Annotated in this window: 22 protein-coding genes and 4 pseudogenes; 17 read left to right on the top strand and 9 right to left on the bottom strand. The window is 70.3% G+C overall.

Features of this window, described 5'->3' with window-relative positions; genetic code table 11:
- The first annotated feature begins 143 nt into the window (after window positions 1–143).
- The 4 genes and pseudogenes from ACFU5K_RS15095 to ACFU5K_RS15080 form a co-directional block, all read left to right on the top strand.
- The gene (locus ACFU5K_RS15095) at window positions 144–569 is read left to right on the top strand and encodes an organic hydroperoxide resistance protein (RefSeq protein ID WP_384060967.1); all 426 of its coding nucleotides are present in this window, start codon (window positions 144–146) and stop codon (window positions 567–569) included.
- Window positions 570–786: 217 nt separating this feature from the next.
- Window positions 787–1,758, top strand: a complete 972-nt coding sequence (locus tag ACFU5K_RS15090) for an NAD(P)-dependent oxidoreductase (RefSeq protein WP_384060965.1) — start codon at window positions 787–789, stop codon at window positions 1,756–1,758.
- Window positions 1,742–2,707, top strand: a complete 966-nt coding sequence (locus ACFU5K_RS15085; protein ID WP_384060963.1) for a hypothetical protein — start codon at window positions 1,742–1,744, stop codon at window positions 2,705–2,707. The genes ACFU5K_RS15090 and ACFU5K_RS15085 overlap by 17 nt, the downstream gene beginning before the upstream one ends.
- A gap of 5 nt (window positions 2,708–2,712) precedes the next feature.
- Window positions 2,713–3,193: pseudogene (locus ACFU5K_RS15080) on the top strand (prephenate dehydratase domain-containing protein); the annotation flags it as partial.
- Window positions 3,194–3,635: 442 nt separating this feature from the next.
- On the opposite strand, the gene ACFU5K_RS15075 reads toward ACFU5K_RS15080, so the two are convergent.
- Together ACFU5K_RS15075 and ACFU5K_RS15070 are read right to left on the bottom strand one after the other, a co-directional pair.
- Window positions 3,636–4,061, bottom strand: coding sequence for an organic hydroperoxide resistance protein (locus ACFU5K_RS15075; RefSeq protein WP_384060961.1), 426 nt, complete (start codon window positions 4,059–4,061; stop codon window positions 3,636–3,638).
- Between the two features lie 302 nt (window positions 4,062–4,363).
- Window positions 4,364–5,088, bottom strand: a pseudogene (locus ACFU5K_RS15070) (ABC transporter ATP-binding protein); the annotation flags it as partial.
- A 216-nt stretch (window positions 5,089–5,304) separates the two neighbouring features.
- Here ACFU5K_RS15070 and ACFU5K_RS15065 point away from each other — a divergent pair.
- Window positions 5,305–6,069 (top strand): alpha/beta fold hydrolase, encoded by a 765-nt coding sequence (locus ACFU5K_RS15065; RefSeq protein ID WP_384060959.1) that lies wholly within the window; start codon window positions 5,305–5,307, stop codon window positions 6,067–6,069.
- On the opposite strand, the pseudogene ACFU5K_RS15060 reads toward ACFU5K_RS15065, so the two are convergent.
- Window positions 6,065–6,564: pseudogene (locus ACFU5K_RS15060) on the bottom strand (GDSL-type esterase/lipase family protein); the annotation flags it as partial. The gene ACFU5K_RS15065 and the pseudogene ACFU5K_RS15060 overlap by 5 nt on opposite strands.
- Before the next feature lie 585 nt (window positions 6,565–7,149).
- Between ACFU5K_RS15060 and ACFU5K_RS15055 the strand changes: the two are divergent.
- Entirely contained in the window at window positions 7,150–7,701 is a 552-nt protein-coding gene (locus tag ACFU5K_RS15055; RefSeq protein WP_384060956.1) for a GNAT family N-acetyltransferase, read from the top strand.
- Between the two features lie 19 nt (window positions 7,702–7,720).
- Here ACFU5K_RS15055 and ACFU5K_RS15050 read toward each other — a convergent pair whose 3' ends face one another.
- Complete coding sequence (locus ACFU5K_RS15050; RefSeq protein WP_384060953.1) at window positions 7,721–8,299, bottom strand: TetR/AcrR family transcriptional regulator; 579 nt, start codon at window positions 8,297–8,299, stop codon at window positions 7,721–7,723.
- A gap of 129 nt (window positions 8,300–8,428) precedes the next feature.
- Between ACFU5K_RS15050 and ACFU5K_RS15045 the strand changes: the two genes are divergently transcribed.
- Window positions 8,429–9,634: an acyl-CoA dehydrogenase family protein gene (locus tag ACFU5K_RS15045; RefSeq protein WP_384060950.1), complete on the top strand. Its 1,206-nt coding sequence runs from the start codon at window positions 8,429–8,431 to the stop codon at window positions 9,632–9,634.
- Between the two features lie 37 nt (window positions 9,635–9,671).
- Window positions 9,672–9,824, top strand: coding sequence for a flavin reductase (locus tag ACFU5K_RS15040; RefSeq protein WP_384060947.1), 153 nt, complete (start codon window positions 9,672–9,674; stop codon window positions 9,822–9,824).
- Between the two features lie 49 nt (window positions 9,825–9,873).
- Here the strand turns inward: ACFU5K_RS15040 and ACFU5K_RS15035 are convergent, their stop codons facing one another.
- Window positions 9,874–10,689 carry an alpha/beta hydrolase gene (locus ACFU5K_RS15035; protein WP_384060944.1) on the bottom strand — a complete coding sequence of 272 codons (816 nt, stop codon included), beginning with the start codon at window positions 10,687–10,689 and terminating at the stop codon, window positions 9,874–9,876.
- Window positions 10,690–11,023: 334 nt separating this feature from the next.
- Here ACFU5K_RS15035 and ACFU5K_RS15030 point away from each other — a divergent pair, with 334 nt between their 5' ends.
- The 6 genes from ACFU5K_RS15030 (at window position 11,024) to ACFU5K_RS15005 (ending at window position 17,366) form a co-directional block, all read left to right on the top strand.
- Window positions 11,024–11,398, top strand: coding sequence for an SsgA family sporulation/cell division regulator (locus ACFU5K_RS15030; RefSeq protein ID WP_384060997.1), 375 nt, complete (start codon window positions 11,024–11,026; stop codon window positions 11,396–11,398).
- A gap of 109 nt (window positions 11,399–11,507) precedes the next feature.
- On the top strand, window positions 11,508–12,581 hold the full coding sequence (locus ACFU5K_RS15025; protein ID WP_384060941.1) for an alpha/beta fold hydrolase: 1,074 nt from the start codon (window positions 11,508–11,510) through the stop codon (window positions 12,579–12,581).
- A 38-nt stretch (window positions 12,582–12,619) separates the two neighbouring features.
- Window positions 12,620–13,450, top strand: a complete 831-nt coding sequence (locus ACFU5K_RS15020) for a creatininase family protein (RefSeq protein WP_384060939.1) — start codon at window positions 12,620–12,622, stop codon at window positions 13,448–13,450.
- 693 nt (window positions 13,451–14,143) lie between these two features.
- Window positions 14,144–14,926 (top strand): alpha/beta fold hydrolase, encoded by a 783-nt coding sequence (locus ACFU5K_RS15015; protein WP_384060994.1) that lies wholly within the window; start codon window positions 14,144–14,146, stop codon window positions 14,924–14,926.
- 194 nt (window positions 14,927–15,120) lie between these two features.
- Window positions 15,121–15,981 carry a Bax inhibitor-1/YccA family protein gene (locus tag ACFU5K_RS15010; protein ID WP_384060935.1) on the top strand — a complete coding sequence of 287 codons (861 nt, stop codon included), beginning with the start codon at window positions 15,121–15,123 and terminating at the stop codon, window positions 15,979–15,981.
- 149 nt (window positions 15,982–16,130) lie between these two features.
- Complete coding sequence (locus tag ACFU5K_RS15005) at window positions 16,131–17,366, top strand: cytochrome P450 (protein ID WP_384060932.1); 1,236 nt, start codon at window positions 16,131–16,133, stop codon at window positions 17,364–17,366.
- A gap of 200 nt (window positions 17,367–17,566) precedes the next feature.
- Here ACFU5K_RS15005 and ACFU5K_RS15000 read toward each other — a convergent pair.
- A pseudogene (locus ACFU5K_RS15000) lies at window positions 17,567–17,902 on the bottom strand (IS30 family transposase); the annotation flags it as partial.
- A gap of 316 nt (window positions 17,903–18,218) precedes the next feature.
- Between ACFU5K_RS15000 and ACFU5K_RS14995 the strand changes: the two are divergent.
- Window positions 18,219–19,715, top strand: a complete 1,497-nt coding sequence (locus tag ACFU5K_RS14995; protein WP_384060931.1) for an MDR family MFS transporter — start codon at window positions 18,219–18,221, stop codon at window positions 19,713–19,715.
- Between the two features lie 118 nt (window positions 19,716–19,833).
- Here ACFU5K_RS14995 and ACFU5K_RS14990 read toward each other — a convergent pair whose 3' ends face one another.
- On the bottom strand, window positions 19,834–20,319 hold the full coding sequence (locus ACFU5K_RS14990; protein WP_384060992.1) for a TetR/AcrR family transcriptional regulator: 486 nt from the start codon (window positions 20,317–20,319) through the stop codon (window positions 19,834–19,836).
- A 185-nt stretch (window positions 20,320–20,504) separates the two neighbouring features.
- Here ACFU5K_RS14990 and ACFU5K_RS14985 point away from each other — a divergent pair, with 185 nt between their 5' ends.
- Window positions 20,505–21,947, top strand: coding sequence for an aldehyde dehydrogenase (locus ACFU5K_RS14985; RefSeq protein ID WP_384060928.1), 1,443 nt, complete (start codon window positions 20,505–20,507; stop codon window positions 21,945–21,947).
- Window positions 21,948–22,769: 822 nt separating this feature from the next.
- On the opposite strand, the gene ACFU5K_RS14980 is transcribed toward ACFU5K_RS14985, so the two are convergent.
- A complete protein-coding gene (locus ACFU5K_RS14980; protein WP_384060925.1) occupies window positions 22,770–22,955 on the bottom strand; it encodes a hypothetical protein in 186 nt (61 codons plus the stop codon).
- 62 nt (window positions 22,956–23,017) lie between these two features.
- Complete coding sequence (locus tag ACFU5K_RS14975; RefSeq protein ID WP_384060922.1) at window positions 23,018–23,491, bottom strand: Dps family protein; 474 nt, start codon at window positions 23,489–23,491, stop codon at window positions 23,018–23,020.
- Between the two features lie 564 nt (window positions 23,492–24,055).
- On the opposite strand from ACFU5K_RS14975, the gene ACFU5K_RS14970 reads away from it, so the two are divergent.
- Window positions 24,056–24,484 (top strand): hypothetical protein, encoded by a 429-nt coding sequence (locus tag ACFU5K_RS14970; RefSeq protein WP_384060919.1) that lies wholly within the window; start codon window positions 24,056–24,058, stop codon window positions 24,482–24,484.
- The last annotated feature ends 214 nt before the right edge of the window (window positions 24,485–24,698 follow it).

Raw genomic sequence — 24,698 nt, 5'->3', positions numbered from 1 at the left:
CACCAGCTTGACGGGTGACGGTGGATGCTGCCAAGATGACGTCACCGCCTCAACAGGTGATGCAGGACGGGGGGTGTGTTCCCCCGGCCCGCTTCCCGCGCCGGGCACACCCGCCGAACCACCCACACAGGGAGAGAACCGCCATGGCAGTCACCTACACCGCAGTCGTCAACGTCGACGGAGAGGGCCGCAACGGCGGCCGCGTCCACTCCAGCGACGGCCTGCTCGAGACCAGCCTCTCCGTGCCCAAGGAACTCGGCGGAGCCGGCACCTCCACCAACCCCGAACAGCTCCTCGCCGCGGGCTGGGCCGCCTGCTTCCTCGGCGCCCTCCGCCGCGCCGCCACCCTCCGCAAGGTCAAGCTCACCAGCACCACCATCGTCGCCGAGATAACCCTCACCCACGGCGACGACGGCGAATTCAGCCTCTCCGCCACCCTCAGCCCCGCCCTCGGCGGCGTCGACCAGAACACCGCCACCGAACTCGCCCACGCCGCCCACCAGATCTGCCCCTACTCCAAGGCCACCCGCGGCAACATCCCCGTCACCATCAACGCCACCGCCGCCTGAACAGGTGCCGGCCGACGCCCCTGTGACAGGCCTCACGTGAACTTCGCCCTCCGGACAGGACGTTCACACAGCGAGTGCGGGAAGGGTGTCGGCCGACGCGGCCCGGACGCCTGCCACCGCGCGGACAGGGACAGAACCGCTGATATCTTCCGCGCGCGGACGCGGCACACGGCTCGTGCCCGTCCGCACCGCAAGACCCGGAAGAAGCTGATGCACGATGGACGACGGCGCGACCGTGTGGCTCCCGTATCGCAGGGAGCAGATCGCCGGTCTGCCTGAGGGGCCCTCCTACCACTACTGGGACGGTGCCGGCCCGCTTCCCGGCGACCCGGGCGAGGTCACGCTTCTCGTCGGCCCCCCGGTGCCCGGCGCGGAGCGCGTCCTGAGCCGGGTGCTGCCCCGGATGGGCCGGCTGCGGGTCCTGCAGCTCCTCAGCTCCGGATACGACCACATGGTGCCCCTGCTGGACACGATGCCCGCCGGAACACGGCTGGCTACGGCGCGCGGTGTGCACCGCGAGGCCACCGCCGAGCTGGCCGTCACCCTGCTGCTGAACCTGTCACGCGGGATCGACCGGTTCCTGACCCGGCAGGCCGAGGCGCGCTGGCGGCCCGAAGTCCGGTCCACCCTGTACGGCAAGCGCGTCCTGGTGGTCGGCTACGGCGCCGTGGGCTCGGCCGTCGCCGCCCGGCTCGGCGTCTTCGGCTGCGAGGTCGTCCTGGTGGCCCGTACCGGCCGCCCCACCCCGGCGGGCCATGTGCACGGGGCGGCGGAGCTGCGCGTGCTGCTGCCGACGGCAGACGCGGTAGTGCTCTGCGCACCGCTCACGGAGCGGACGCGTGGCATGTTCGGTGCGGGCGCCTTGGCCCTGCTGAAGGACGGCGCCCTGCTCGTGAACGTGGCCCGCGGCGAACTGCTGGACACCCCTGCCGTAGTCCGCGAGGTGCGCGCCGGCCGGCTGCGGGTCGCGCTCGACGTGACGGACCCGGAGCCGCTGCCCGGCGACCACCCGCTCTGGCGCCTCCCGGGCGCGCTGGTCACTCCGCACGTGGGTGCTTTCACCGACGCCTTCCCGGTGATGACCGCAAACTTCCTGCGACGCCAGTTGCACCGGTTCGCGCGCGGCGAGGAACTGGACAACATCGTCGTGACGACGACAGGACACGAGGCTGATGAGCGAGCTGCCTGAGAACACGACGACCACCACCACGCACGGCGACTACCCGAGAGTGGTCGGGCCGGAGACCAGCCTGTCGCGGGTGCTCGACTTCTTCGAACTCGACGGGTACGCCGACCCGTCGGCGGCCTGGACGGCCTTCACGCGTGCGTGGAACTGGGCCGCGTCGCTGCCCGCGGCCGTTCCCGCCGAGGCCCCGGGTGCCCCTCCCGTCGTCCGGCACGTCCAGGACGGTTTCGCGTTGTCCGGGCAGTGGCACCTACCGCCGGGTGCCGGCCCCGGGTCATGGCTGGCCCTGCCGCTCACCGGAGCCCGGCGGGACTCGGAGTACGGGGCGGGCGACGCCCCTGACCTCTTCGCGGTCACGTCGGCCATGTTGCCCCGAGCGCTGCGCGGCCGGCGTGCCGTGGGGAACGCGGAGGGGGCCGGCCCCACCTTCCGGCTGGACGGTGTGCGGGTGCCGACCGGCTTCGCCACGTACTCGACGGGGACACCGCTCAGGACGGACGACGCGGCCTTCGTCTGGACGGCGGTCACGGGTCTGGCCTTCGGGGCGGCCCGGCGTCTGACCGACGCGCTGGCCGGCCTCGCTTCCAGCGCCGCGGTCTCCGCCTCAGCGCGTACGCGGGGCGGGCCGCCCGCTGCCGCGGCGGCCGGCCTGGCAGCCATGCTGCGGGACGAGCGGCTGAGCCTGGAAGCGAGGGTGCACGGCGCACCATTCGCGGGCCGGGCAGACGGGACGGGGAGCGCCGAGGTCCTGTCCGCCCAGGCCCGACGGGCCTCCCGCCTGATCCACCACGTCGTCGCGGCGGCGTACGAGCACGCTCTGCCCCTCCCGGTGGGCGGGGGCCGGGACCCTCTGGTTCATCTGGTCGAGCAGAGTTCGCCGATACTGCACTACATGCGCTTCGCGGTGGACCTTCTGCCGCCCGGCGGCCAGAGATCCCCAGCGGAAGGCTGAAATCGGTGACGTCCGTCGTGTATCAGGGCGAACTCGGATCGAACTCGGCGACAGCGGCCCGTGCCCTGTTCCCGGATGGCCGTGAGCTGCCCTGCACGGGCTCCGAGCAGGTTCTGGACGCCGTGCCCTCGACAACGCCGACGTCGCGGTGATCCCCGTGGACAACTCCGCGGCCGGCCGCGTCGCGGACGTGCACCCCATCTGCTGCCGGAGTCGGGACTGTTCATCGTCGCCGAGTACTTCCTCGCCATCCGTTTCGACCTGATGGGCGTCCCCGGCACGTCCCTGGAGCAGGTGGAGTGCGTACGCAGCCACGTGCACGCGCTGGGGCAGTGCCGGAAGCTGCTGCGGGAGGGCGGCTGGCGCACCCTGGTCAGCGACGACACCGCGGGGGCGGCGCGTGAGGTGGCGCTCACCGGCCATGAGCATCGTGACCAGGATGTGCCGGTGGGAGGAGTCCCCGCTGCCGCCGCCGGGGCGGCGGGAACCCTTCTTCCAGCGCGGCGCGCACCGCCTCGGTGATCAGCTCCAGACGGGTCAGGTCGCGCACCGCGGCCAAGACGTGGGTGGAGTCGGTGCGCTGCGTGGTGCGCTCGCGCACCAGTCCGGCCTCCTTGAGCCGGGCCAGTGCCAGTCGAGGAGGCGATCGGCGCGGTCGCCCTCGGTGAGACGGTCACGGAAGTCGGCCAGCACACTGTGGCGGAAGCCGGGGCCCGTCCAGCCGGTCTCGCACCCATATCGCTGTCGTACCGTCCGGGTTGCTCGCACGCGCGATCTGCACGGTCAGAGACGGGACCTGCTCACCGGAACGGGGACAGAGCGACAACGGACACCTCTACGACTTCATCGGGACTCGTAACAGCCCCGAGCATGCCCGCTGGTCATGCTGCCAGACCGTGAAACTCCAAGATCACCGACAGAGTCGAGCTCAGGCGGCGGTGGCGTTGATGGTGACGGGGATGTTGCCGCGGGTGGCCTTGGAGTAGGGGCAGATCTGGTGGGCGGCGTGGGCGAGTTCGGTGGCGGTGTTCTGGTCGACGCCGCCGAGGGCGGGGCTGAGGGTGGCGGAGAGGCTGAATTCGCCGTCGTCGCCGTGGGTGAGGGTTATCTCGGCGACGATGGTGGTGCTGGTGAGCTTGACCTTGCGGAGGGTGGCGGCGCGGCGGAGGGCGCCGAGGAAGCAGGCGGCCCAGCCCGCGGCGAGGAGCTGTTCGGGGTTGGTGGAGGTGCCGGCTCCGCCGAGTTCCTTGGGCACGGAGAGGCTGGTCTCGAGCAGGCCGTCGCTGGAGTGGACGCGGCCGCCGTTGCGGCCCTCTCCGTCGACGTTGACGACTGCGGTGTAGGTGACTGACATGGCGGTCCTCTCCCTGTGTGGGTGGTTCGGCGGGTGTGCCCGGCGCGGGAAGCGGGCCGGGGGAACACACCCCCCGTCCTGCATCACCTGCTGAGGCGGTGACGTCATCATGGCGGCATCCATCGTCACCCGTCAAGCCGGTGATGCAGAGGGAACCTAAAATACGTGTCCCAGGGCGCCGCACCGCGCAAACATACACATGCGAGCGGTCGCACGATTACAGACGAAACACCTTTTCTTCCGGCAGGACATTCCGCCGTACCGGGCAACATATGTGTGAGCGAAGCCTGCCGGAAGCGCTGTCAGGCCGCCCACAGCCCGACCGAGTAGGCCGCCCACCGGCCCTCGTGTCGCGCCACGCGCACGGGTCGGGCGAAGCATTCCGAGAGCCACGACCCAGTCAGCACCCCGTCCGCCGGTCCGCCGGCGAGGACACGGCCCTCACGCAGCAGCAGGACTTGGTCCACCGCCGGGGACAGTTCCTCCAGGTGGTGGGTCACGTCACGGTGGCCAGCTCCGGGCGGCGCAGGGCCATGCGGTGCATCGTCTCCACGAGGTCCTCGCGGGAGGGGAGGTCCAGCGCGTTGAACGGCTCGTCCAGCAGCAGCAGCGCGGGCTCGGCCATCAGCGCCCTGGCGATCAGGACGCGAGCCCGCTGACCGCCGGAACAGACCCGGTAGGGCCGGTCGGCCAGGTCCTTGACATCGAACTCGGCGAGCAGGGTACGGGCGCGTTCGCGCACCTCGTCGTCGTAGGAACGCCACAGGGGTTGCACCGTGCCGCTGTGCCCGGTGAGCACGACGGTGTACGCGTCGGCGTCCGGAGGCACGTGCTGGGCGGTGCTCACATGGCCGATGCGGGCGCGCAGTTCGCGCACGTCCAGCCGGCCGAGCCGGCAGCCGAGCACCTCGACGCTGCCTGACGTGGGGTGCAGCGTGGCGCCGAGCAGTTTCAGCAGGGTCGTCTTCCCCGCACCGTTGGCGCCGAGCAGCGCCCAGTGTTCTCCCGCCCGCACCGTCCAGTCGATCTCCGAGCCGGTACTCCGCCATGGGCTCGGTCGACAGCTCGGTCATGTCCGGTTTCTCTCCGCAGCAAGACACCCGCGCACCATAGATACATTAAGGCACTCGTTTGTCCGGGTGGTCCGTTACGTGGGAGGGCGGCATGCGGTGCCGTCGGTGTGTGAACCCGGATGGTGCCCGATTCCGTTTCCGTGGCAAAGGACCGATGAAAGGCTACGGACATGCTCGCCTACGAGATCCTGGGCAACGGCCCCGGACTGGTGCTCCTGCACGGCACTAGCAGCACGGGGGTGGGGAGCTGGGGGACGCTCCTCGACGCGCTGGCGGCCGATAACACCGTGGTCATGCCCGACCTTCCGGGGTCGGGGAAGAGCCCGCTGCCGGACGGTCCGCTGGACATCGACACGGTCGCCGACCAGGTGCTGGACGCGGCCCGGGACGCCGGGCTGGACGAGTTCGTGGTGGCCGGCGCCTCCCTCGGTGCGGCCCTCGCCGTCCGGGTGGCCGCCCGTCATCCGGGGCCCGTGCGCGGTCTGGCCACCGTCGTCGGTTTCGCACGGCCCCGCGCCACGATGCGGCTCAACCTCGAGATGTGGGCGTCGCTGTACGCCCGCGGCGACGAGAACCTGGGCGCGTACCTGACCGCTCTGTCCTTCTCCGAGAACTACCTGGCGTCGCTGCCGACGGAGGCCGTCCAGCAGGTCGTCGCCCAGTTCGGCGGGCACTCCGCTCCCGGTACCGCGGAACAGATCGCCCTGACGCTCGGTATCGACGTGCGCGAGGACCTGGCCAGGATCGCGGTGCCCACCCTGGTCGTGGCGTCCAGGGACGACCGGTTCGTGGCCCCCGAGCACTCCGTGGAACTGTCGGACGGCATCGACGGCGCACGGCTGGAGACGGTCCCAGGCGGTCACGCCGCGGTCTTCGAGAACCCTGGACCGACCCGGGACGCACTGCTGGACCACCTCGGGGACCTTCACCGCTGACGCAGTCCAGGGCGGTGAGGTCCACCGCGTCGACGAGCGCCTGCCTGCCCTTGGCGTTGAGGTGCAGGTGGTCGCCGTTGTCGAAGAACGGCAGGACACGCTCGGGGTCGCTGCGCAGGACGTGGTCGAAGTCGGTCACGGCGTCGAACTCCCCGCTGTTTCTGACGAAGTCGTTGGCATCCCGCCGGACGGCTTCGGCCGCCGGGTCCCACTCCGACCAACCCTTGAACGACCCCACCGTGGCACCGACCCGCACTTTCCCGCGGCGTGCGCGCTCCGGACGATCTCCCGGTATTCGGCGGTCATGTCGGAGGCGGTGACGCCGGTGCGGGCCTTGATGTCGTTGACGCCCTCGAAGAGGAACGCGGTCCGCAGGCCCGGCTGGGACAGGACGTCCCGGTCGAGCCTGCCCAGGGCACTCTGGCCGGCGCCGTCGGCGAGCACCTTGTTGCCGGAGGTGCCCGCGGTCGCCACGCCCTTGACGTCCGTGAACGCCTACTGGAGGCGGCGCACGAGTTCCGGCAAGTCCCTTGCGTGGTGCGGAGGGCTGGGCCCGGCGTCGGGTGGAGGGGCCGCGGGACGAACCGACCGCACTGAACGAGCGGCTCGCTGCCGCTGAGGCGGAGCTGACCCTCCGTGAACCGCCGCTGACCGTCCCGGCGCTCGAACCGGTCGTTGTAGCGCCCTGCGGCCACGGGCTGCAACGGAAAGTCGGGCACGGCCTTGAAACCGTGACGTAGGAGCGCGCGGTGGCGGTGCCCACCTCCTCGTCAACCTCGACGGCGGTGCTGGTCGTGACGTAGTGGGTGCGCGGCGTACCGTCCTCGTAGAGGATCACGCTGTCCCGGAGCATCTTCTCCACACCCCCGTCCCGGCCCTGGACCGGTACGCCGCTGCCGATGAAGACTGCCCACGGCCGACACGAAGGCGAAATATGTGTGACCGCATGTCTTCGGATCTCCTCGGGGAACATACAAGCAGCGCCGAGACGTTTGGTCACACACATGAGGCGGGCCGTGTCCCATCGACGGACCCCAGCCTGTGCGCACCGCCACTTCATCACGACTGACAGGTGACATCATGTGTCCGGGCCAGCGCTCCGCCCCCGCACTCGACGAGGGCAGCGTGCATGTCGTCGCGACCGGCGAGACGACACACCTCCGCCGTGGCCGCCCGGAGGACCTCGACCGGGTCAACGCCATGCACCTGCGGTGCACCGCGGCGTCCCGGTACCACCGCTATCAGGCACCGCGGCACAGGCTCGGGCACGCGGAGTGGGCGCGTCTGACGGACCCCGCCCTGGGCGCGACCTGGCTCATGAGCCTCCACGACGACCCGGACGGCGTCATCGCCGTCTCCCATCTGATGCGCACCGAAACGGAGGGCGTGTCCGAGCTGGGCCTGCTGGTCGAGGACGGATGGCAGTACCGCGGCGTCGGCACCCTGCTCACCCACTGCGCCGCCAACGAGGCGGCACGGAACGGCAGCCACACGATCACAGTGATGACCGACGCGGGCAACACACCCATGCTCGCCATCGCCCTGCGCTTCGGCGCCGCCCTGCCCCGGGCGGTGTCCGGCACGGTGGACCTGGCCATCGAGGTCCCGAGGCTCGAAGGCCGTCGGGGATGAGGCCGACCCGGCCCGCAGCTCAGGGGCGCAACGCCTGGAGCGTCAGCTCGCCGTACCGGCGCCACAGCGCGGGGTCCCGCTCGGCGATCCTGATCAGCTGGACCGCCACGCCACACAGCACCACCCGCAGATCGAGGACCGTGGCGTCGGCGCGGACCGTACCGGCGGACTTGGCCGCCTCCATCAGATCCGACAACTGGGCCAGCAGTCCGGAGACGCTCCTGAAGCCCGCGTCCGCCAGCACCTCCGACAGCAGCCGGTCGTCGGCGAGGCCCTCGAAGAGACAGAGCACATAGTCACCGAAGACCCTGCCGGGGTCACCCTGGGCCAGCGCGGGAGCGGTCAGCCGCCGCAGGTGGGCCAGTCGGCTGTCCACGGCCGCCGCCACAAGGTCTTCCTTGGCGGGGTAGCTGCGGTAGACGGTGGCCTTGCCCACCCCCGCCCGTTCGGCGATCTGCGGCACGGTGGCCTGGAGCCCCGCCTCCTGGAAGACGTCCAGCGCCGCCGCGAAGACGCGCTCGTGGTTGCGACGGGCGTCGGCCCGTCGCGGGGGCGCGGCGGACTCGACGGGACTGGGGCTGGTCTCCACGGATTTCACCCATCCATTGTGCCTGCATGCCCCTTCCCAGCCACCACCCCGGTGCGTGAACCTTCCACCCACCCGGATCCGTGTATCGGGAGTAGATAAGTGGACTAACGAGTCCGATTAGGCCTTGCTGGAGCAGTGATGAATCGGTTGGAACCACTGAAGAACACCCCGCCCACCGCCGACTCGACCCGTCCGCTCGTCGAAGCCGCCCGTGCCCTCTCTCCCCTCCTGCACCGCGAAGCCGACGCCGCCGAGCGGGAGAGCCGGCTCACCCCCGCGACCGCACGGGCGCTGCTGGCATCCGGTATGTTCCGGCTCGGTACCCCCAGACATCTGGGCGGACACGAACTCCCGATCACCGCCTGCATGGACGTCCTGGCCGAGCTGGGCCTCGCATGCCCGTCCAGCGCCTGGGTCGTCATGCTCTCCTACGGCGCGCAGCAGATCGCCGCGTCCTTCGGGGACAAGGCCCGCTTCGAGCTCTGGGGCAACAGCCCGGACGTGCCGATGTGTGGTGCGTTCAGCTCCGCGGAGTCCTCCGCGGAGCCCGTCGAGGGCGGGATCCTGGTTTCGGGCCGGTGGTCCTGGGCGTCCGGCTGCCACCACGCCGAATGGGGTGTGCTCGGTGTCCCGCTGGCCTGCCCGGACGGAGAAGGGTCCGTTCCCGGGCTCGCACTCGTGCGGACGAGCGATCTGGCCATCGAGAAGACATGGGACATGGCGGGCATGCGCGGCACGGGCAGCGACACGTTCGTCGCCGATGGCGTCTTCATCCCCCACCACAGGGCGCGGAACTTGGCCGACGTGGCGGCGAGTGTCGAGCAAGGCCGCGAACCGCTGTACCGCGTCCCGCCGGGGTCCGTGACGCTGACGTCCATGGCGCCGCTGCTCGGGGCAGCCCGCGCCGTCCTCCAGCTGACTCTGGAGACCGTCGAGGGCGGCAAGCCGATGGGTATGTCCCTGCACGCCCGCCTGGCCGACTCCCCCAGCGTCCAGGCGTCTCTCGCCGAGGCGGCCACGCTGATCGACTCAGCCTCCCTGCACCTCATGCGCTCCGCCGAGGCGGTCGACGCGGCGGCGGCCTCCTCGGCCGCTCCCACCCTTCTGGAGCGGGCGCGCGTGCGCATGGACGTGGGCCACGCCTCCACATGTCTGCGCCAGGCGGTACAACTGCTGCTCACCGTGAACGGGGCAAGCGGCTTCTCCCGGGCGAAGGTCATCCAGCGCCACTGGCGCGACCTGAAGACGGGGGCCCGTCACCCCACGCTGAATCCGGGCCTCGCCCGGGAGATGTACGGCCGCGCCCTGGTGGGTGACGAACGGCCCGTCAGCCCTCTGGTCTGACGCGGCTCCCGACCCGCCGACCGCCCCGGGAATCAACGTGCTGGCCGAGGAGCAGCAGCACCTCGCCGCCGCCTTCGCCCGGTCGGGCGGCAACAAGTTCCGCGGCATCCACTGGTCGCCGGGCCACGACGGAGCGCCGCTGCTGGAGGGCGCCTGCGCCTGGATCTCCTGCGACCTGGTCCACGAGTAAGGCGGCGGAAGCACCCCTCACACGCGTGCCCGTACGCCGCGGGCACCGTTCAGTGTTCCGTAGGCACCGCGTTGATGCCGTGGGCGTCCAGCCAGGCCAGGACGTAGTCCGCGACCGCACGCCAGCCGCTGTCGACGACCATGGAGTGGCCACGGTCCGCGAACTGCTTGAGATCGCTCATGGCCGGGGAGTCGCCGTACAGCTTGTACACCGCGCGGGTCACCGAGTCGGGCACCATCCGGTCCTCCTGGCCGGACACCAGCAGAAGCGGCCCGCGCGCCGCGTTGCCGGTGTCCGCGGAGGCCCGGGGGTGCCGGGCGCCGCCGCCGCAGCCGAGGTCGGTGAACAGGCGGCGCGAGGCGGGCACCACGTAGCGCTCGAAGAGCCGGCTGGACTCCTCCTGTCCGACCGCGTTGGCGAAGACGTGCCGGAACTGCTCGCGCGGCAGGGACACCGTCCGTCCGTGGCCGCTCGCCGGATCCCCGGAGCCCGGGGTCCACAGGCGCGCGGGTGAGGCCGCTAAAGGGACGCCGTTGATCGGAGCCGGCGCGATGGCGACGGCAGCCCGGCCGAGATTCGCACCGACGAGATGCTGCGCGATGAGACCGCCGACCGCGTGCCCGACGAGCACCGGCGAGTGGTGGAACGACCGCACGATCCGCCCGTAATGGTGCGTGAGGGCGTCCAGGCCGATCTCCCCGAGCGCCCCGGGCTCCTCGGCCGTCTCCCGTACCGTCGCCGACTCCCCGGGCCATCCCGGAGCGAACGTGGAGAAGCCCCGGCTGGTGAAATGCTCGGCCCACGGCTCCCACGACAGCGCGTGCAGCCACGCGCCATGGATGAAAACGACGGGAGTACGGTTCACGGCTGAGCCCTCCGAGCGTGGATGAGCACCCGGCACTGGCAAGCGGGCGACCACTCAAGGGTGGTCCAGATCCGGCCCGCCCGAAACAGTCGAATGACTCAATGTTCCGGGCGGCCCGCGTCCGCTCCCCGGAGCCGCCCCGGTCGGCCGGTGTTCACGTGCCGACGATGGCAGGGGCCGCTTCTCACCGTCAACTGACTGATGCGCTCTGCCACCCGCCGGAAGAGAGTGTGTGACGCCCGCCCCACCACACCACACAGGGAAGGAAACCCCGTCAATGAGCGGTAACCGACCCGGTGTACGGGCCCATAGAGCGGCACCCCGGGAACTTCCCGTGCTGTCGTTGGGCATCCACCGAATGCTGGACGCGTTCGCCCGGCACACCGTGCAGGCCGAGTTCCGGTTCGACACGGGGGCTCCCCTGGTGGTGTCCGTGACGTTCCTCGTCGAAGGCACTCCGCGCAGCACCTGGCTCATCGGCCGCGACCTGCTCTACCAGGGGCTGTTCTGGATAAGCGGCCTCGGTGACGTCCAGGTGTGGCCCGCGCACCTGGACGAGCGGACCACGGCATGGCTGCGGCTTGACTCCCACGACCTGACGGCACTCTTCGAGATGCCCGCCCCTCCTCTGGCTGAATGGCTCGGTCACTCCTACGAACTGGTGCCCGCCGGGACGGAGATGGAAGGACTGGACTGGGACGAGCCGTAGCGGCTCTGCTCCGGACTCTCGAGACGCCGTCCGGCTGATCAGGAGCGGTCAGGCTGGCGGCCGGACACACACAACGACGGTTCACTGAACGACGAAGGGTTTCATTCACATGATCAACAGGCGTACGTTCAGCAAGGCGGTCGGTCTGGGCACAGGCGCGGCGGCGATCTCGCTGACCGGCCTTCAGGCGTCCCAGGCCTCCGCGGCGTCCCGGGCCCGATCGGGTGGCGGGCATCCGGTACCGACCGTGCCTGCGATCACCCCGGGCACCCACACCTCCTTCTCCCGGATCAAGCACGTACACGCCGGTGTCCTCGACGTCGCATACGCCGAGGCGGGCCCCGCCCACGGCCCCGTCGTCATCTGCCTGCACGGCTGGCCCTACGACATCCACAGCTTCGTCGACGTGGCTCCCCTCCTCGCCGACCAGGGCTACCGCGTCATCGTCCCCTACCTCCGCGGCCACGGCCCCACCCGCTTCCTGTCCGCGCGCACCTTCCGCAACGCCCAGCAGTCCGCCATCGCGCTCGACATCATCGCCCTCATGGACGCCCTCAAGATCGACAAGGCTGTCCTCGCCGGCTTCGACTGGGGTTCCCGCACCGCCGACATCATCGCCGCCCTGTGGCCCGGACGCGTCAAAGCCCTCGTCTCGGTGAGCGGCTACATCATCACCAACGTCGACGCCCAGAAGGCGCCCATCGCCCCCCAGGCCGAACACACCTGGTGGTACCAGTACTACTTCGCCACCGAGCGCGGCCGCGCCGCCATGGAGGACGACAAGTACCGCCCCGAACTGTGCCGCCTGGTCTGGGACCTCGTCTCCCCCACCTGGAACTTCGACGACGCCACCTTCGAGCGCACAGCCGAGGCCTTCAAGAACCCGGACTACCCCGCCATCGTCATCCACAACTACCGCTGGCGCCTGGGCCTCGCGGACGGCGAACACCGCTACGACCGCTACGAGAAGCGCCTCTTCACAGGTCCCCCCATCCACACCCCCACCATCACCCTCGACGCCGAGCTCGACCCCTTCACTCCGCCCCCCGGCGACGGCTCCTCCTACCGGGCCCACTTCACCGGCCCCTACGACCACCGCACCCTCAAGGGCATCGGCCACAATCTCCCCCAGGAAGCCCCCACCGCCTTCGCCCAAGCCGTCGTCGACGCCAACCACCTCTGACCCGGAGCGCTTCGCCGCCCCTCCAGCAGACACCGCCCGTGTCAGCCCCGGCCTGCGGGCCGCTCAAGGAAGGCATCACCCCGCTGATGAACGAAGTCCTGTGGAACCGACTGACAGCCCCACAACTGCGGGAGCTCGCGGCGCGGGACGCGGTCGTACTGCTACCTGTGGGAGCTACCGAGCAGCACGGCCCTCATCTGCCCACCGGCGTGGACGACCTCCTCGCGGCGGAGGTCTCCCGCCGGGCAGCCGTCATCGCCGCCGAGCACACCGGGGTCGTGGTGACGCCGTCCGTCTGGTCAGGGTTGTCGGAGCACCACATCAGCTTCGGCGGCACCTTCAGCGTGTCCCTGTCCACCATGCACGCTCTGCTGCGGGACATCTGCCGGTCCGTTCTGCGGGCGGGCTTCTCCCGCATCCTGATCGTCAACGGCCACGGCGGGAACATGACCGCCCTCAACGCCCTGACGACCGAACTGACCGCTGAACTCTCCGTCCCTCTCGCGTGCACGAGCTACTTCACCGCCGGCCGGGAGGTGGTGCACGACACCCTGGAGGCCCAGCCCGGCCTGATGCACGCCTGTGAGGGCGAGACCTCGCTGATGATGGCCGCCTTCCCGGAACTGGTGCGCACCGAGAACCTGGACGCGGCCTGGGGTCCGGGGATTACCCTGCCCGCGGAGTCGACCGACCCGGTGTACATAGCCGTGTCCTTCGACCGGATCACCGAGTCCGGTGTGGCGGGCAACGCGCGCGCGGCGACCGCGGAGAAGGGCGAACGGCTCCTGGCCGGATGTGCGCAGGCGCTGGCCGACATCATCCTGGGGGATCCCTGGGAGAAGGCCGCCGACGCCCTGCTATGGCGCTGATCGCGGCCCGTTACGGCGGGCGTCCCCTAAGGACTGCCCCGCCGGGCCAGGAGACGGCTGTCGTCGCGGTGGCCGAGGTCACCGCGGCGAGGCGCTCGAAGTCCAGTGTCCAGGGCACGTCGTGGCGGACGCCCCGGGACCACCCGTGACCGACAGTCCGTTCGTCATCCGTCACTCCGGGGCTCAGCAGGTTCAGGATGCCGGAAAAGCCAGCAGTTGCCGGCGCCGCATGTGCCTCCCTGCCCGTGGTCCGGCCGCCGCGCCGAAGAGTGGGGCGGGAGTGGGCCGGCTGCCGCGGCCGGATTTCTTGACCGGACCGTGAACCTTGCACCGGTCCAAGCCCGTTGCCCCGGTGACGACTCCTGTTGCCGGGGCAGTGATTGGCTGGGCCCTGGCAGCGGGGAAGAGGCGGTCGCCCACACTTCCCCCGTTGTGCGGGCGACCGCTTCGGTACGCCCCCGCTTCCCGCCTGCGCACATGTCCCGCGGAAGGGCAAGCCCGGCCACGCGGCCCCGGCGTTCCACCACACACCCTCCGCCCCGTCGCACGTACGGCGGACGAGCAGCGACGCAAGAACCCTCACTTCCTTGACAGGGGCTGCGCTGCCCGGCAATCTCGTCACCGATCAGACAGGTGACGCGGGTACAACTGTCCGCCTCTCCCCCAGTCCGCGACGAGAGCGAGACGACCCACATGATCGGCAGGCGAACACTCACCCAGGCGATGACCACGGTGGCGGCCGGCTTCGGCGGCGTCCTTGCGGGCGGCGCCCCGGCTGCCGGGGCAGGGCGGGGCGAAACCGGCGGGCGGAACCGGGGACTGGGACCGGTACGTCATGTCCGTACACCGCTCCTGAACATCGCTTACCACGAGGTCGGTCCCGCGGACGGCACCCCCGTCGTCCTCAGCCACGGCTGGCCGTTCGACCCCGTCGGGTCCTACAGCAAAGTGGCCCCCGCCCTGGCCCGGCACGGTTACCGCCGCCTCGTCCCCTACCTACGCGGTCACGGGGAGACCCGGTTCCGGCACGGGGACACCCTCCGCTCCGGCCAGCAGGGCGCTCTCGGCGCCGACCACATCGCCTTCCTGGACGCGCTCGGGATCCGCCGGGCCCTCTACGCCGGCTACGACTGGGGCGGGCGCGCCGCCAACGTCGCAGCGGCCCTGTGGACGAACCCCGACTACGTGGACGTCGTGATCCACAGCTACCGCCACCGGCTCGGCGCCGTGCCCGGCGACCCCCGGTACGACAGCATCGAGGCACGACTCGCCGAGCAGCCACCGATCACCGTGCCGACCGTCACTCTCGACGGCCAGGCCGACGGGGTCACCCCGTGGACCGACGGAACGTCCTCGGCGCCCCACTTCCCGGGCACCCGTGTGCATCACGTGGTCCCGGGCGCCGGACACAACCTCCCCCAGCAACGCCCCGACGCCTTCGCCTCCGCGGTCCGGGAGGTCGACGCGCTCTCCTGACACCGGTGGGCCAAATCGTCACCGGTAGAAGCGGTGATATCGCTTGCCTTCCCATCCGTCACCTGCCAGAGTGGTGACAAATGGAGAGTCCCTCTCCGCCCGGGCCGGCCACCGCCTTCCGTCGAACCGCCCGAAGAACGTGCGTGTCACCGCACACCTGTCGCCGCCGCGGGCGGCGGACAAGGAGGAACGACGTGAACAGCAGCAACCCGATCTTCTCCCGGCGAGGCTTCGAACGCGACGACAGCCGAGGGGGCGTCATCGCGGGAGAACCGTTCGCCGCCGGCGCCCGGCAGACCGGCCTCTCGGTCAACCCCTATGTCACGGACGGCTTCCCGAGCCCGGTGAAGGACGATCCCCATGCCGCCGGCGGCGTGATGACGATCGACGACGTCGTCGTCCGCACCGCGGCCACACTGGGCACGGTGGCCGTGGCGGCCGTACTGTCCTGGGTCCTGCTGCCCGTCGACGAGGCGAACATCGGCCGGTCGTACGGTATCGCCGTCGGCGCGGCCCTGGTCGCCTTCGTCCTCTCACTCGCCCAGTCCTTCAAGCGCCGCCCCTCCCCCGCGCTGATCCTCGGGTACGCCGCGCTCGAAGGTGTCTTCCTCGGCGTCATCTCCAGCGTCACATCGACCTACATCTCGCCAGGTGTGGTCGTCCAGGCGGTGCTGGGCACCTTCGCGGTCTCCGCGGGTGTGCTGATCGCGTACCGGATGCGCTGGATCCGTGTCACACGCAGGTTCTACGGGTTCGTGCTCGCCGCCGCGACCGGCTTCGCGATCCTGTTGGTGGCTGACCTGCTCTTCTCCGCCTTCGGAGCCAGCCACGGCCTCGGCTTCGACAGCGGCGCCCTCGGCGTCGTCTTCGGGATCGCCGGCATCCTGCTCGGCGCCTGCTTCCTCGCCCTGGACTTCAAGCAGATCGAGGACGGAATCGCCTACGGCGCCCCGCGCGAGGAGTCGTGGCTGGCGGCCTTCGGTCTCACCCTGACACTGGTGTGGATCTACCTGGAGGCGCTGCGCGTCCTGTCGATCCTCAACAGCGACAACTGACCGCCGGGGGCACGGGGCACCCGCCGGAGTGAACTCCCCCGAGACCACAACCGTTCTGAAGACAGCGGCCGGACCACGCCGCCGCACACACCGGCGCCACTCACCGCGCCACTCCAGACCAACCGGCGCCGCCGATCGGGGAGACCCATATGAGCCCACAACAGCAGCAGTGCCCGATGGCGGACGAAAGAGTGGTCCTGAACCCGGCCTTCAAGGCGGACGCGCCGGGACAGTACGCCCGGCTACGGGCCCTCGGCCCCATCCACCGGGCCGAATACCACCGAGGTCTTACCGGCTGGGTGGTCGTCGGCCACGACCTGGCCAGGGAGGCCCTCACCCACCCGGCCCTGCTCAAGGACTCCGGACCCGCTGCCGAACAGCTCGCCGCCGCCGGGTTCATCCTCAACCAGCCGGGCGTCGGACTCGTCGATCACATGCTGGACGCCGATCCGCCGAAGCACACCCGGCTCCGTCGCCTGGTGGCGGGTGCCTTCACGCCCCGGCGCACGGCACAGTTGGCGCCGCGCATCGAGCGGATCGCCCACGACCTGCTCGACGCCCTGCCGCCCGCCGGCGAGACGGACCTCGTGGAGGCGTTCAACGGGCCGCTGCCGGTGACGGTCATCGCCGAACTCCTGGGCATCCCTCAGGAACACCGCGAGGACTTTCGCAACTGGTCGGCCCACGCGTTGCAGGTGGCCTCTCCGGAGCACCGCTCCTCACTGGTCGGGCTGCGCGGACTGCTGCGCGACCTCCTGCTGGCCAAACGGCGCGCCCCCGAGGACGATCTGCTGTCCGCACTGGTCATGGCCCATGACCAGGAGAACGGCAGGCTCTCCGAGGCCGAAGTGGTCGGCACGGCGATGCTGCTGATCATCGCCGGCCACGAGACCACCGTGAACCTTCTGGGCAACGCCACCCTGGCCCTGCTGCAGAACCCCGACCAGCTCCGGCTGCTGCGCGCCAGGCCCGAACTGCTGCCCGGCGCGGTCGAGGAGTTCCTGCGCCACGACACCTCCGTCGAGCGCTCCACGAACCGCTACGCGGCCGAGGACTTCGAGCTGGGCGGTGTGACGATCGCCCGGGGCAGCGTCGTCACCATCGCCCTGGGATCCGCCGGCCACGGCGCCTCCGAGGCCCGGGGCGAGAACCCCCTCGTACTCGACGTCACCCGGCCCAACGCCCGCCACCTGGCCTTCGGCCACGGCATCCACTACTGCCTCGGCGCTCCCCTGGCCCGCCTCGAAGTCTCCATCGCACTGGGAGCCCTGCTCTCCCGCGTACCCGAACTGGAGCTGGCCGTCCCTGTGGACTCCCTCGCGTGGATCCCCTCCGGCATGATGCGCGGCCTCCTGTCGCTGCCGGTGCGCTACCGCACCGCCTGACGGTCCGCCCCGCCGCGGCGCCCGTGGCGAAACCCGCCCGGCGCGTCGTACGGCTCCGGGCACGGCCCGCTTCTGCTGCACCGACCCGGCGAGGTCGCTGACCAGGGTGAGGAACGGCGGCACGCCCACCGCCGAGGTTAAGAACGACGACCCCCGGGAAACATCTTGGGTTCAACGGGTCGTCGCAACACCACTTGGTTTCAGGTGGTGAGTAGATCACGTAGACGCTCGGCTCGGGTATCCCAGTCGAGCGTCTTGCGTGGGCGGCCGTTGAGTTCCTGGGCGACGTGTTCGAGGTCTTCGGGACTGTGGCAGCTCAGATCGGTGCCTTTCGGGAAGTACTGCCGCAACAGCCCGTTCGTGTTCTCGTTCGAGCCGCGTTGCCAGGGCGAGGCGGGGTCGCAGAAGTAGACGGGCATTCCGGTGGCCATGGTGAACTGCTTGTGACGCGCCATCTCGCTGCCCTGGCCCCAGGTGAGGGAGCCACGCAGGTGGGCGGGCAGGGTCTGGACGGTGCGGCCGAGGCCGTCGCGGACGACAGCTTCATCAACTGCCTCTCCAATCGGTCATTCCACTTTGTGCAACTTCGTGTCACTTCCCGTTTCAGGCCGCCACGGGAGCTTTCACAGCACCGAGCCCAGTGGCGAGATGCGAAGCCTGAGACTTCTAAAGCGTCACCAATGTGGAGCCTAATACCTTAAGTGTTACAGTGAAGTGACAGATAGCTTCAGTCGGCTGTAGTCGTGACCGTCCTGCCGCGCTCGGCCCCACCTCACCACCACTTCCGGAAGGGCACGCCCGATGCCGAAGGCAAATTCCGCGTCACCCAAGGCGCCAGGAGCGGCCGCCGCCATGAGCGCCCTGATCCTGGCGGTCCTCCTCGCGGCCCTCGACCAGACAATCGTCTCGACGGCACTGCCGCGGATAGCCGTGGACCTGAACGGGTTCGACGACATCGCGTGGGTCAGTGCCGCGTATCTCCTCGCGTCGACCGCGGTGACTCCGCTGTGGGGCAAACTAGGCGACATGTTCGGCCGCAAGCGGCTGTACCTGGTCTCGACCACAATCTTCCTGATCGCCTCGGCGGCCTGCGGCCTGGCGCAGAACCTGCCCGAACTGATCGGCGCCCGCGTGCTGCAGGGCGTGGGCGGCGGCGGCATGATCGTGCTCACCTTCGCGCTGGTGGGTGACATCGTCGCCCCGAGTGAACGCGGTCGCTACCAGGGCATGTTCGGCTCGGTGTACGGCGTCGCCAGCATCGTCGGCCCTCTGCTGGGCGGTGTCTTCACGGACCAGCTCTCCTGGCGGTGGGCCTTCCTCATCAATCTGCCCGTCGGCGCCGTCGCCCTGGTCATCGCCGCCCGTGCGCTGCCCTCGATCAGCAAGCGGGCCAAGCTCCGCATCGACTACCTGGGCTCCCTGATGCTGGCCGCGATCGCCACCGGACTGGTCCTGGTCGCGTCGTTCGGTGAGCGCTGGGGATGGGGCTCCCCGGCCGTCATCGGCCTGATCGTCATCACCGTGGCGCTGGCCGTACTCCTGGTGCCCGTCGAGCGGCGTGCCGCCGCCCCGGTACTGCCGCCGGCCATGTTCGCCTCCCGGACCGTCGTCTTCTCCTCGCTGATCGGGTTCGTCGCCAACGCGGCCATGTTCGCCGTCCTGGTCTACCTGCCCACCTATCTGCAGATCGTCCATGGGGTCTCGGCCACCCTCTCCGGCGTCCACCTGCTGCCCCTGGTCTTGGGCCTGGTCGTCAGCCAGTCCCTGGCCGGACGCTGGGCCGCGCACGCCGGTCTGCTGCGCCCGATCCTCCTCGTTGGCCTGCTCGCCAACCTCGCCGGGCTGATCCTCCTGAGCACCCTCGGAGCCGCCACCGGCACCCTCGTCCTGAGCATCTACTTCCTGATCACGGGGGTCGGCATCGGCATGGTGCCCATGGTGGTGCTGACCACCGTCCAGAACAGCGTGCCCACCGCCGACCTCGGCGCCGCCAGCGCCGTGGTCACCTTCGCCCGGTCCATCGGCGCGGCCTTCGGTGTCGCCGTCTTCGGCACCCTGCTCAGCAGCGGCTTCGCCGGCCGCACCCATGGACTGCCGACCGCCGGCGGCTTCGACGCTGCCCGCCCCGACAGCATCGCCCGGCTGCCCGAGGGCCTGCGCGAGACCGCACTGGACGCCTTCGCGCACGCCACGGCCGCCGGGTATCTCTGGATCGCACCCGCCCTCGCCGTCGGCATCCTCCTCGCCCTGTACCTCAAGCCGTCCCGGCAGAACAGCCAGGAGGCCGGCACCGCAGCCGGCCCCGCAGCCGAGGACATCGCCGAGAACGTAGCCGCCCCCGCCGCCTGACCCACCCGGCGACGCGCACACGACCCACCGGGAAGCACATGCGACCGGCCGGCACCCGCACGGGTGCCGGCCGTCGGCGTCGTCCGCGGCGCCCCGCCGCGGACAGCCCTCGCCGCACTCACACTCCCGTGCCGCGCAGAAACGTGTCGATCACCACGTCGGCCGCCTGGCCGGGGCCGAGATGCGCCTGCTGGTGCGACGCCAGGTTGATAAGTTCGGGCAGCAGCACGCTCGCCCACCCCTCCGGGAGCCCGGGGCGCAGCAGCCCTTCGTCAGTGGCCCGGTGGAGGAAGAGGCCCACCTCGCGGACGGCGGCGTCGCGACGGACCCGTACGGAGTCGTCGGCGAGCATGCGGGTGAGATCGACGGGCCAGGCACGGTTGACGCCGATGATGTTCTCGACGTAGCGGTGCAGCGCCACGGCAACCGGAGCCTCGCGCAGCCGTGCGTCCTCGACGGCCCACTCGATGGCCGACAGGCGGGCTTCGTAGACAGCGGCAAGCAGGTCCTCACGGCAGGTGAAACGCCGGTAGACCGTGCGCCGGTCCACACCCGCCTCCGCCGCGATGCTCGCGATACTCACGCCCGGATCGGCGGCGAGCATGCGCGCACCCGTGGTCAGAACGGCTTCCAGATTGCGTGCTGCGTCGGCTCTCATACCTTCAAGAGTAACTCTCATGGGGAACATTTTTCCTTTAAAACCACAGACATGTGCGCTCTATCGATATAAGTGCTACACTTAAGTGGCTGTTAGCGAAGCTGCAGGAAACCGCGAAAGAGGGAACGCACATGATCACCTACGACCGGCTCTTCATCGGTGGATCCTGGGTGGAGCCGAGCAACCCGGAGCTGCTCGACATCGCCTCGCCCCACGACCAGTCCGTGGTCGGCCGTGCGGCGCAGGCGCGGCCGGCTGACGTCGACCGCGCGGTCGCCTCGGCGCGCGCCTCGTTCGAGGCAGGTGTGTGGCGTACGACCCCGCCGGCCGAGCGGGTCGCGGTCCTGCGGCGGTTCAACGCGCTACGCGAGGAGAACGCGGAGAAGGCCGCCCACCTGATCTCGCTGGAGAACGGTTCCGCGGGATGGTTCACCCGGGCCGGGCAGCCGGGTCTGACCCGGCAGGCCAACGCCTACCTCAAGGCGGCGGAGGAGTTCGCCTGGGAGGAGACCCTGGTGCCCACCGACCCGGCGTCCCCCTCGCGCAGCGTCGTGCGCCGTGAGGCGATCGGCGTCGTGGCAGCGGTCATCCCGTGGAACTCGCCCTTCTCCGCGGCCACCTCGAAGATCATCCCCGCCCTGCTCGCGGGCAACTCTGTGGTCCTCAAGATCTCCCCGGAGAACTCGCTGAGCCTGGGCTTCCTGGCCGAACTGCTGGAGCAGTCCGGTCTGCCGGAGGGTGTGATCAGCGTTCTGCCCGCGGACCGGGAGACCAGCGAGTACCTGGTGTCGCACCGCGAGGTCGACAAGATCGCCTTCACCGGTTCGACGCGGGCCGGCCGCCGCATCGCCTCGATCGCGGGCGAGCAGCTCAAGCGGGTCAGTCTGGAGCTGGGCGGCAAGTCCGCCGCCGTCATCCTGCCCGACGCCGACATCGACAAGGCCGTCGCGGGCCTGAAGTTCGGCTCGCTGCTCAACAACGGCGAGGCGTGCATCGCGCAGACCAGGATCCTGGCCCCGCGCAGCCGGTACGAGGAGGTCGTGACGGCCCTCAAGGAGCTGGTGCAGTCGCTGAAGGTGGGCGACCCGAACGACCCCGACACCTTCATCGGCCCGATGATCCGCGCCGACCAGCAGGAGCGGGTACGCAACTACATCCGGCTCGGCATCGAGGAGGGCGCCCGCCTGGTCACCGGCGGCCCGCAGATCCCCGAGGGCCTGGAGAAGGGCAACTACGTCACGCCCACCGTGTTCGCCGACGTCGACAACTCCATGCGGATCGCGCAGGAGGAGATCTTCGGCCCGGTCCTGGTCGTCATCGCGTACGAGGACGAGGACGACGCCGTCCGTATCGCCAACGACTCCGAGTACGGCCTCTCCGGCGGCGTCTGGTCCTCCGACGAGACCCACGCCTTGGAGGTCGCGCGCCGTATCCGCACCGGAACCGTCACGGTCAACGGCGCCTCCGTCGCCTTCGACGGCCCGTTCGGCGGCTTCAAGGCCAGCGGCATCGGCCGCGAGTACGGCGCGGTCGGCCTCGGCACCTACACCGAATACAAGACGATCACCATCTGAACGGCCGACCGCGGCCGGCGGCAACTGGCCCGCCCGCCCGCCCGAGACCCGGGGCCGGGCGGTGCGGCCGGAGGTCGGGCCGGAAGATGAGAGCCCGCCTTCAGAACCGCCCCCCGCTCGGGTCACCTGGGCGATGACATCGGTGGTCGGACCGAGTACGAGCCCGTCGGCGCCGAGGTGCCCGAAGCCGGGCCTGCGGCGGAAGGCAGTACGTGGCATCCCGCCCTCTGTCCTGCAGAGCACGGTCGGCCCGCAGCCGGCCGCGCTCCTCGCGGTCGCGGTCCTGCGGTGCCCTGGCCCAGCGAGTAGACCGGGACGGAGAGGGTGACGGCCGACGAGACCGTGAGCATCAGTCCGGACAGCCGGTCGGCGACCAGGGTGATGCCGAGCGGCGGTGCGAAGTCGCCGACGTAGACGTGCAGGGGGCACGGGCCGATGTGGCCCCGGCCGGACCGGGCGACGCGGGAACGCGGGCGAACGGGGCCTGAGCCATGCCGCCGGACAACAACGGTACCTCGGGCACGGCCGGGTTGTCGCAGCCGTGCGGGGTCTGCCGGCGCCACCCGCCCCGGTACGTCCCGGTGTTCCCCGGTCCAGCCGCTCAGCGGTCCCCGCGCGCGCCGGGTCCGTCCACCACGATGTCGTCCGGCCGGGAGCGAGGCGGCCGCCAGAGAGCGCGTCGATGCCTGCCCCTCCTTGCCCAGCAGGCGTGACGGCCGGCCCCTCACATGTGTTCACGCTTGCTGCGCTTACCGGCCGGGAGAGCAGAAATGCCGCTCCGGACCAGGGAGCGGCAAGGGGTGACTGATGTGGACGCGTCGGTCAGAGGGCCGCGCTGAGACAGGCGACGGCCGCGAGCTGACCGGCCCTCAGGGTCGCTTCCTCGATCTTCGTGTCGGGTGAGCGCCGGCCATCGTGGTCGACCCGGCTCAGGAAGGCCTGCAACGCCGCGGCGTCCTTGTCCTGGCCCCGGCGCCTGCGCCTGCGGTCCTGGCCCTTCATTCCCATGACTCCTCCTGGTTACGCGGTTTCGTGTACGTGTTCCGCGGGGGCGCGGACCGCGCCGTGGGTCACCCGCTGTTTTCGGCCTGGAACATCCAGTGCTGCTTCTCCATCGCGCCGGTGAGACCGATCAGCAGGTCCTGACTGACCGCGTCCGACGCCCCGGTCCCCTCGATGCGGACCCGCATCCGTGCGATCAACGTCGAGAACGCCGCAACCAGCGCACGCACCGCGTCGGTGTCCGGGACACAGCCCGGTGGGAAGGCGGGCAGGCCGCTGGTCTCCGCGATGGTCGCCGCCAGTCCGTCCGGGCTGATCCCGAGTGCCGCGGCACGCTCGGCTACCTGGTCGGCGTAGTCCCGGGCGGTGGCCACGACCTCGTCGAGCTGCTGGTGGATCGAGCGGAACCGCGGCCCGTAGAGGTTCCAGTGCGCCTGCTTGGCCAGCAGGGAGAGATCGAGCAGGTCGACCAGGGTGCCCTGGAGGGCGTCCCCGGTCACCCGCCGGTCCTCGGGCGAGAGTGAACTCCTGATGATGGACATGCTGGGCCGGGCCTCCCTTTGTTCTACGTCTTGACGAACCATTCTCCGGCCGGCCGGAGGCCCACGGGATCGGTCATCTGACCGACGAGTGGGCCAGCATATGACTGCCTGCCAGGGCCGTCCCGGTGACATCAGCGTGCATCCATTTGAGTCACCAGTCAAAGGGGTGACGAATTTCTCGACACCTCACAGCACACACTTCGCCGTCATATGACGGATGCACCCCGCGCTCCGGCGCATGAGCATGGATACCGAGGGACCCATCGACACGCCCGGCGAAACCGGGATGGATCCGGCGCCGATGTACGCTTCCCCGACACCGCGCGACCTCTCTGCAGAGGTGGTTGACCTTCGATCGCAGCCACCGACGCGACCGGCGCCCCGGAGAACTACCACACCCCCTGCGGTACCTGGCCTTTCCGGAAGGCCACACCGGTACCGAGCGACCGGCCCCCTGACGGGGCCTCATCGGCACCCAATCGAAGTCACCTCCTTGACAGGTTACTTTCCCTCATGCCAAAGTCATCACCGTTCAAGCCGGTTACTTTCCCCGAAGGGGCTCACATGTCTGTCACTCGCTTCCACCTCAACTCCACGCTCAGCCCTGCGGACGTAGTGGCTGTGCTGACGGACTTCAGCCCCACGCGCGCCGAGGCCTGGCCATCGATCGACGCGGAACACTTCATCGTCCACGAGCTGGGTGACACCTGGGCCGAGGTGACCGAGGGCACCAGCGCGGCCTGGGAGCGGGCGCGCTACCAGTGGGACGCCGAGAAGGGCAAGGTCACCGTCACCACCCTCGACTCCAAGCTCTTCGGCGCCGGCGGCGGATGGGTCTTCCGCACGACTCCCGAGGGTGAGGGGACCCGTGTCGATGTCGAACTGACCCGGGAACCCGCGGCGTTCAAGGGCAAGATGCTGGCCGCGCTGCTGCCGCTCGTCGGCCCTTCGTCCCTCCGCAAGTCCTTCCAGGGGCCGCTCAAGGCCAAGTAGCCCGGAGGTACGGATCGGAGGAGCAGGAGGCACCGCGGGCGGCACGGCACGAGCGCCCGCGGTCATGTGTGGCACCGACGCTCCCACACACGCTCTACTGATCCCTCGTTTGACTGCACACAGGGGGCACCGCACCAGAAAGAAGGGCGGCCGTGGGGGAAAGCCGTGCCGTCCCAGGTCATGCTCGGCGTGCGGCACGGTCAGCGACACCGCT

The organism is Streptomyces sp. NPDC057428, from assembly GCF_042803195.1.
Classification (GTDB): Bacteria; Actinomycetota; Actinomycetes; order Streptomycetales; family Streptomycetaceae; genus Streptomyces.
The sequence above is the reverse complement of the archived record's forward strand: the minus strand, read 5'-3'. Positions and strand labels throughout refer to the sequence as shown.

Excerpts from the sequence above, each read along its gene's own strand:
- ACFU5K_RS14995 (WP_384060931.1), top strand. The coding sequence starts at position 18,219 with ATGAGCGCCCTGATCCTGGCGGTCCTCCTCGCGGCCCTCGACCAGACA.
- ACFU5K_RS15090 (WP_384060965.1), top strand. The coding sequence starts at position 787 with ATGGACGACGGCGCGACCGTGTGGCTCCCGTATCGCAGGGAGCAGATC.
- ACFU5K_RS14975 (WP_384060922.1), bottom strand. The coding sequence starts at position 23,491 with ATGTCCATCATCAGGAGTTCACTCTCGCCCGAGGACCGGCGGGTGACC.
- ACFU5K_RS15085 (WP_384060963.1), top strand. The coding sequence starts at position 1,742 with ATGAGCGAGCTGCCTGAGAACACGACGACCACCACCACGCACGGCGAC.
- ACFU5K_RS14970 (WP_384060919.1), top strand. The coding sequence starts at position 24,056 with ATGTCTGTCACTCGCTTCCACCTCAACTCCACGCTCAGCCCTGCGGAC.
- ACFU5K_RS15055 (WP_384060956.1), top strand. The coding sequence starts at position 7,150 with ATGTGTCCGGGCCAGCGCTCCGCCCCCGCACTCGACGAGGGCAGCGTG.
- ACFU5K_RS15005 (WP_384060932.1), top strand. The coding sequence starts at position 16,131 with ATGAGCCCACAACAGCAGCAGTGCCCGATGGCGGACGAAAGAGTGGTC.
- ACFU5K_RS15075 (WP_384060961.1), bottom strand. The coding sequence starts at position 4,061 with ATGTCAGTCACCTACACCGCAGTCGTCAACGTCGACGGAGAGGGCCGC.
- ACFU5K_RS15095 (WP_384060967.1), top strand. The coding sequence starts at position 144 with ATGGCAGTCACCTACACCGCAGTCGTCAACGTCGACGGAGAGGGCCGC.
- ACFU5K_RS14990 (WP_384060992.1), bottom strand. The coding sequence starts at position 20,319 with ATGCTCGCCGCCGATCCGGGCGTGAGTATCGCGAGCATCGCGGCGGAG.
- ACFU5K_RS14980 (WP_384060925.1), bottom strand. The coding sequence starts at position 22,955 with ATGGGAATGAAGGGCCAGGACCGCAGGCGCAGGCGCCGGGGCCAGGAC.
- ACFU5K_RS15065 (WP_384060959.1), top strand. The coding sequence starts at position 5,305 with ATGCTCGCCTACGAGATCCTGGGCAACGGCCCCGGACTGGTGCTCCTG.
- ACFU5K_RS15015 (WP_384060994.1), top strand. The coding sequence starts at position 14,144 with ATGATCGGCAGGCGAACACTCACCCAGGCGATGACCACGGTGGCGGCC.
- ACFU5K_RS15045 (WP_384060950.1), top strand. The coding sequence starts at position 8,429 with ATGAATCGGTTGGAACCACTGAAGAACACCCCGCCCACCGCCGACTCG.
- ACFU5K_RS14985 (WP_384060928.1), top strand. The coding sequence starts at position 20,505 with ATGATCACCTACGACCGGCTCTTCATCGGTGGATCCTGGGTGGAGCCG.
- ACFU5K_RS15025 (WP_384060941.1), top strand. The coding sequence starts at position 11,508 with ATGATCAACAGGCGTACGTTCAGCAAGGCGGTCGGTCTGGGCACAGGC.